The organism is Aeromonas sp. R1-1, from assembly GCF_040908495.1.
Classification (GTDB): Bacteria; Pseudomonadota; Gammaproteobacteria; order Enterobacterales; family Aeromonadaceae; genus Aeromonas; species Aeromonas veronii.
Window position 1 is genome coordinate 1 of record NZ_JBFODV010000242.1, and the last position, 5,870, is coordinate 5,870.

6 protein-coding genes are annotated in these 5,870 nt (G+C 61.6%); all 6 read left to right on the plus strand.

Annotation, left to right across the window (positions count from 1 at the left end; all coding sequences use genetic code 11):
- The coding region (locus AB5Y92_RS16405) for a response regulator (protein ID WP_368227155.1) at positions 1-1,334 on the plus strand (1,334 nt) is incomplete at its 5' end.
- Positions 1,321-2,565, plus strand: a complete 1,245-nt coding sequence (locus AB5Y92_RS16410; RefSeq protein WP_368227156.1) for a response regulator — start codon at positions 1,321-1,323, stop codon at positions 2,563-2,565. The genes AB5Y92_RS16405 and AB5Y92_RS16410, both read left to right, overlap by 14 nt.
- A gap of 3 nt (positions 2,566-2,568) precedes the next feature.
- Positions 2,569-3,210, plus strand: a complete 642-nt coding sequence (locus AB5Y92_RS16415; RefSeq protein WP_368227157.1) for a GNAT family N-acetyltransferase — start codon at positions 2,569-2,571, stop codon at positions 3,208-3,210.
- A gap of 60 nt (positions 3,211-3,270) precedes the next feature.
- Positions 3,271-4,044: a Sir2 family NAD+-dependent deacetylase gene (cobB, locus tag AB5Y92_RS16420; protein ID WP_005336680.1), complete on the plus strand. Its 774-nt coding sequence runs from the start codon at positions 3,271-3,273 to the stop codon at positions 4,042-4,044.
- 89 nt (positions 4,045-4,133) lie between these two features.
- Positions 4,134-4,610 carry a hypothetical protein gene (locus AB5Y92_RS16425; protein WP_368227158.1) on the plus strand — a complete coding sequence of 159 codons (477 nt, stop codon included), beginning with the start codon at positions 4,134-4,136 and terminating at the stop codon, positions 4,608-4,610.
- A partial coding sequence (locus tag AB5Y92_RS16430; RefSeq protein ID WP_368227159.1) for a diguanylate cyclase occupies positions 4,610-5,870 on the plus strand: 1,261 nt, incomplete at its 3' end. The genes AB5Y92_RS16425 and AB5Y92_RS16430, both read left to right, overlap by 1 nt.

The window sequence follows — 5,870 nt, forward strand, 5'->3', positions numbered from 1 at the left end:
AGGGAATGCAACTGCGCCTTAAGTTGGACCCGGCTCTGCCAGCCCTGCAGACCCTCGACCCTCACCGGGTACGGCAAGTGCTCCACAACCTGCTCTCCAATGCCATCAAGTTCAGCCTGCGTGGGGAAGTGGTGCTGTGGGCCGAGGTGGTCGCATCGACCTTGCGCTTCGGTGTGGATGATCAGGGACCGGGGATCACCGCCAAGATGCGCACCACGCTCTTTATGCCGTTCGAGCAGTTTGCCGTTGAAGGGCAGCTGCGGGCGCCGGGCACCGGTCTTGGTCTGGCGATCTGCAAGCAGCTGGTCGATCAGATGGGGGGGCTTATCGATGTCAAGGGGCGCGTCGGTGGCGGTAGCCGCTTCTATTGCGAGTTGCCCCTGAAGCGGGTGCAGCAGGAGCCGGACTGGCAGCCCAATGTGCGGCAGCTGGCACTCTCTTTACCCCACGATGAGGCGCAAGCGCTCTCGCCCTGGCTCAGTCGATTGGGGATCGCCACCGTCAGCAACGCCGTTGATACGCTGCAAGCGGAGGTGGACGAGAAGGGGCTCTACTATTGGGCCTGGCAAGGGGAGTCCTGGGTGCCAGGGACCATCATCACCCTGCTGCAACCACGCTTGACCCCGGATCAACCGGTCGCCGGCACCCAGCCAGGGCTTGGCATGCGGGTACTGCTGGTTGAAGATCACGATGTCAATCGCGAGCTGATCAGCCTGCAACTGGGGCAACTTGGTGCCAGCGTTATCACTGCCGCCAACGGGCAGCTGGCGCTGGAGATGCTGGCGCAGCAAGAGGTGGATTTTGTGCTGACCGATCTGCAGATGCCGGTGATGAACGGGGCCGAGCTGTGCAGGCAATTGCGCCAATCCGCCCGTTGGGCCCGTCTGCCGGTCTATGTGATCACCGCAGATCTCAGTGATCAGGCGGCAAGGGAGCTGCAATCCTGCGGTTGCGATGGCCATCTGGACAAGCCGGTCGCCCTCAAGGAGCTGGCGACCTTGCTGCGCCATATTGCCAAAGAGGGGAGCAATGCTGTCGCCCCGACACCGGTTGCCTCGCTGCTGACCGATGAACTGGCCGCCCTTTATCTGAAGGCTACCCGTGATGATTTGGCCGAACTTGAGCGCTGCAGCACAGAAGAAGATGAAGTTGGCGTGAATGCTGCTTTACACAAGTTGAAGGGGGCCGCCAGAATGGTAGGGGCGACTACGTTGGTGGCGGTCATTGAAGAGTGGCAACAGGCGCCCCATCCGATGCTGCAAGCCAGATTGAACCGGGCACTGGATGAGTTCAGCCAGCAGTTTTCAAAGAGGGCTCAAGATGATCATCACTGATGAAGAATTACTGGCGTTGCTCGATTCGGAAGAGCATGAGGCGGCAGGATTTTGCCCCATTGTGCTCTATGCCCTCGACAGCACCGCCCATGAGTTGGCCAGCACCATGACATTGCCCTCCTATGTCACGCTGCACCGTACCAGACCGGATGCCTGCTGGCAGTGGGAAGGGCTGTTTGCGGCCGGCGCCATCGCACTTTACGACCCCGCCGCTCATCAGCAGGCGGACTACTTCCCCCAGTTGCAGCAGCATGAGGGAATTTACGCTATCGGCGAGGATTGGCTGGGGGGGCTTGCCACCAGTTACCGTAACTGGTGCAACTGGCTGGCCGCTAACAAGGTGCTGCTGCTCGAGGATCACCCGTTTCAGGGGATGCAATTGCAACAGACCATCGCCGGGTTGGGGCTCTCCTGTCAGTGGGTACAGGATGAATCGGCCTGTCTTGCAGCATTGTCGGCGGGCGACATAAGCCTGCTGGTGTGCGATCTCAGTCTGGTGGAGCAAGATGCCATCAGTCTGCTGATGAACCAGCCCCAGTTGCAAGAGGCTGGGCTGCCCATTGTGCTGCTTTCGGCCCATGAGCAGACGCTGATCGACGGTGCCCGCCGCCTGCTGCACGATGCCGGTTTCAATATTCTGGCTGCACTGGCCAAGCCGCTTGATTGCGACGAGCTGCTCAGGTTGCTGCGTCGACTCTATCTGGGCCCGCTGCGTCAGCAGCGCTTGAGCGGCCAGCGTCGCTCCATCCGCCGGTGGCAGGGGGAGGTGCTGGGTCAGCTAGGGCTGCTCTCCAGTCCCGCGACCCCTCATCCGGTCTGGCTGGCGGTAACGGGTTTACCCAGCCGCTGGGAGGCGCTCAAGGATTGGCTGACGGAGCAGTCGCGTACCCCAGCCGAACTGACCCTGCTGATCCACCGTCGTGACCACCTGCTCGGCAATGCCGATCGCTTCGCGCTGGTGCTACAAGCCAGTCTGGCGGGGAGCAAGCTGGCGCTGCTGCTCGATAACAGCCAGCATCTGCCATTCGATCTGCTGGAGCGTTTGCCGCTGCAAGCCTTGCTGCTGGGGCAGGGGATCTTGCCGGAGATGGAGTCCTTGACTGGTGACTCCCTGCTGGGACGCTTTATGGCCCGGGTTCGGGAGCTGGGGATCGCCGTCTATCTGGATGATCCTTACAACCTGCTCGACGTCGAGGTGTGGCGAGAGCGCGGTATGACGGGGCGCTGGTAAGCCATGCCGCGCTACCTCTGCTGGCCCATGCACCGGGAGCGCCTTGGCAAAGGGCTGGATGGCTGGCCCCATCCGGTTTCCCGGGCCGAGCTGCCACTGGCTATGGAGGTCTCCGGGGTGCCTTGCCTGCTGCGCGAGCTGCATGGGGTGGCGCCTGCCCGCATGCTTGCTGCTTACGATGCATTGAGTGAAGAGAGTATCTATCTGCGCTTTATGCGCCCGAAACGGACACCGCCACCGGAACAGGTGGCCCAATTTCTCAATTACCATCCCGAACAACAGATTTCGCTGTTGCTGACCGATCTGGCTGGTGAGCCGCTGGCTCAGGCGCAATCAATCCGCCGCCGCCTTCATCCCGATCGGGCGGAGTTCTCCTGCATCGTGGCGGATCACTTTCAGCACAAGGGGGCGGGGAGGCGCATTCTGCTAGCGCTGGCACTGCTGGCCAGGGCGGACGGTATCCGGGAGTGGACGGCGGAAGTGTTGGCCCAGAACCGGCCCATGCTGACTCTGCTCAAGCGCCTTGGTTTGCCGCTGACCCTGGTGACCGGGCGGGAGATGGTCTTTGTCAGGCTGGATCTGTCGGTACTGGATGCCTGGTTACCCGCACCGCCAGCGGCGCCGCTTAAGACCAAGGGCGAATAGTGACACTTTTTTCCCTGTGCTAAGGTCACATTTATTGTGCGGGGATAGACGGAGCAGCTTATGGCGCAGTCATATAAACATATCGTGATCCTGACCGGCGCGGGGATCTCTGCCGAATCCGGCATCAAGACTTTTCGTGCCTGCGACGGTTTGTGGGAAGAGCACAAGGTCGAGGATGTGGCGACCCCCGAGGGGTATGCCCGGGATCCCGAACTGGTGCTGCGCTTTTACAACTCCCGCCGCAAACAGCTGCAACAGCCCCAGGTTCACCCTAATCCGGCCCACTATGCGCTGGCCCGCCTCGAACGACTGCTGCCCGGTTCGGTGACTCTGGTCACCCAGAACATCGACAATCTGCATGAGAGCGCTGGCAGCAAGAACCTTATCCATATGCACGGGGAGCTGCTCAAGGCTCGCTGCCCAGAGTCCGGTCAGGTGATCGAGTGGCGCGGCGATCTCCATCAGGACGAGCTCTGCTCCTGCTGCCAGTTTCCCCAGCCGATGCGTCCCCATGTGGTCTGGTTTGGCGAAATGCCGCTCGGGCTGGATCGCATCTATAGTGCGCTGGCCCAGTGCGATCTCTTTATCTCCATCGGCACCTCTGGCGCCGTCTATCCGGCCGCCGGGTTTGTCCATGAAGCGGGATTGAACGGGGCGCACACCATCGAGCTCAATCTCGAACCGAGCGAGGTAGGTAGCCAGTTTGACGAGAAACGTTATGGCCCAGCCTCCCTGCTGGTGCCCGCCTATGTCGATGAGTTGCTGGAGGCGTGCGGCATTCATCAACCGAGGCAAGTCGAGGGGCACAACTGGATGGAGATGCGCGGTCCCTGAGCTAGTGTGCGACGGGACAGTTGCAATGGTTCGGTGAAATCGCCACACTGGCAGCCACAAAAAATGGGACGCAGTTGGCGCAAATTACCATGACCGCAGTCAAGCAATGGATCGCTTTTTTTCTCCTGATGCTGGCCAGTGCCAGCGCATCGGCCTCCATCTCCCTGATGACCCTGGTACTGCCAGGCGGCCAGCAGGTGACCCTCGATGAGTCGGCCCTCTCTGCCTTGCCACAGACCGAATTCACTACGACTACCCCCTGGACTCAGGGCGCCCACCACTATCGCGGGCCGACCCTGTCTGCCGTGCTGGCGGCGCAAGGGATCCCGGATGCCCGCAAGATCGCCGTCTCGGCCCTCAACGGTTATCAGCAGGTGGTGGATCTGGCCCTGTTCGACGGCGTGCCGCTGACCCTGGTGCGTCAAGAGGACGGCAAACCGCTGACCCGGCGCAACAAGGGGCCGCTCTGGCTGCTCATCCCGTTCACCACCTATCCCAAGCTGGACGTGCCTGCCATTCACAACTGCATGGTGTGGCAGGTGACCCGCATCGAGATCGTCGACTGATGGGGCTATCCCGCCAAAATCTGCTGTTGGTTGCGGTGTCGCTGCTGTTTCTGCTCTCGTCTGGCAGCAGCCTCTATCTGCAGTATCGGCAGGAGCAGCTGGTCGATACTTTCTACCGCAATGTCCACTGGAACATCAGCCAGGTGATGCTCGAATCCCAGCGTTTCCTCTACGATCTGCAGCTCTATCGGGCTGGCAGACTGTCGATGGAGACCCTGAGTCTTGATTACGATCTGCTGTGGAACCGGCTCGACATCTTCCTCATCAGCAGTGAAACCGCCGAGATGCGCCAGCGGCACGGGCTCGGCAAAGTGCTGGCCATCCTGTTCGAGCAGATCAAGCAGCTCGAACCCCAGATGGAGGCCGGTGCGCTGCGCGAGGGGGCTGAGCTTGCCCGCTTGCAGGAGGCGATCGCCAGCCAGACCCGTCTCATCGAACAGATAGGAGATCAGATCCTCTCCGGCCAGGAGCGGGAGCATTCGGTCAGCCAAATCCGCAACAGCCTGTTCTGGCTGCAGATCTGGCAACTGATCCTGCTACTGACCGGTGGCGCTCTGGTCGCTGCCCTCATTCGCGCCAATCTGGCGAACCGTCGGCTTGCCCTGCTCGATCCCCTGACCCAGCTTGGCAACCGCCGTGCCCTGCAGGAACAGCTCTCTCGCGCTCTGCATGCTGGCGAGGTGAGCGCTTTGGTGGTGCTCGATCTCAAGCGCTTCAAGCAGGTCAATGATCTGCTGGGTTATCAGGTCGGTGATCGGCTGTTGCAGATGGTGGCCAACAAGCTGCTGCAGGCCCATGGCAGCCACGCTTACCGGCTCGGCGGAGATGAATTTGCCGTGGTGCTGACCAAGGCGAATGATGCGCTGGAAACCGCCATTCATGAGCTGGTGGATCTGCTCCATTTCGAGTTCGTGACCCGGGAGTGCAGCTTCGATCTTGCCTGTCGGCTCGGGGTCGCCAAGGCGCAACAACAGGATGCCGCCCGGTTGCTGGATCAGGCCATCCTGGCCCTCAACCAGGCCAAGCGTAGCCAGGAGGGGGCGATCAGCTGGTTTGAGCCCGCCATGCTGCAGCAGTTGCAGTTGAGTCAGCAGCAGCTTCATCAGCTGCGAGAGTGGCTGGCGGGGCGCGAGCCAGCACCGCTGCGAGTGGCATTGCAGGCGCTGACGGACGGGCAGGGCAACGACATGTGGCAATTGGCGCTTGAGTGGCGTGAGCAGGGGGCGCCCTGTCAGATGCGCTGGCTGCAGGAGTGCGGCG

Excerpts from the sequence above, each read along its gene's own strand:
- AB5Y92_RS16410 (WP_368227156.1), top strand. The coding sequence starts at position 1,321 with ATGATCATCACTGATGAAGAATTACTGGCGTTGCTCGATTCGGAAGAG.
- AB5Y92_RS16415 (WP_368227157.1), top strand. The coding sequence starts at position 2,569 with ATGCCGCGCTACCTCTGCTGGCCCATGCACCGGGAGCGCCTTGGCAAA.
- cobB (WP_005336680.1), top strand. The coding sequence starts at position 3,271 with ATGGCGCAGTCATATAAACATATCGTGATCCTGACCGGCGCGGGGATC.
- AB5Y92_RS16425 (WP_368227158.1), top strand. The coding sequence starts at position 4,134 with ATGACCGCAGTCAAGCAATGGATCGCTTTTTTTCTCCTGATGCTGGCC.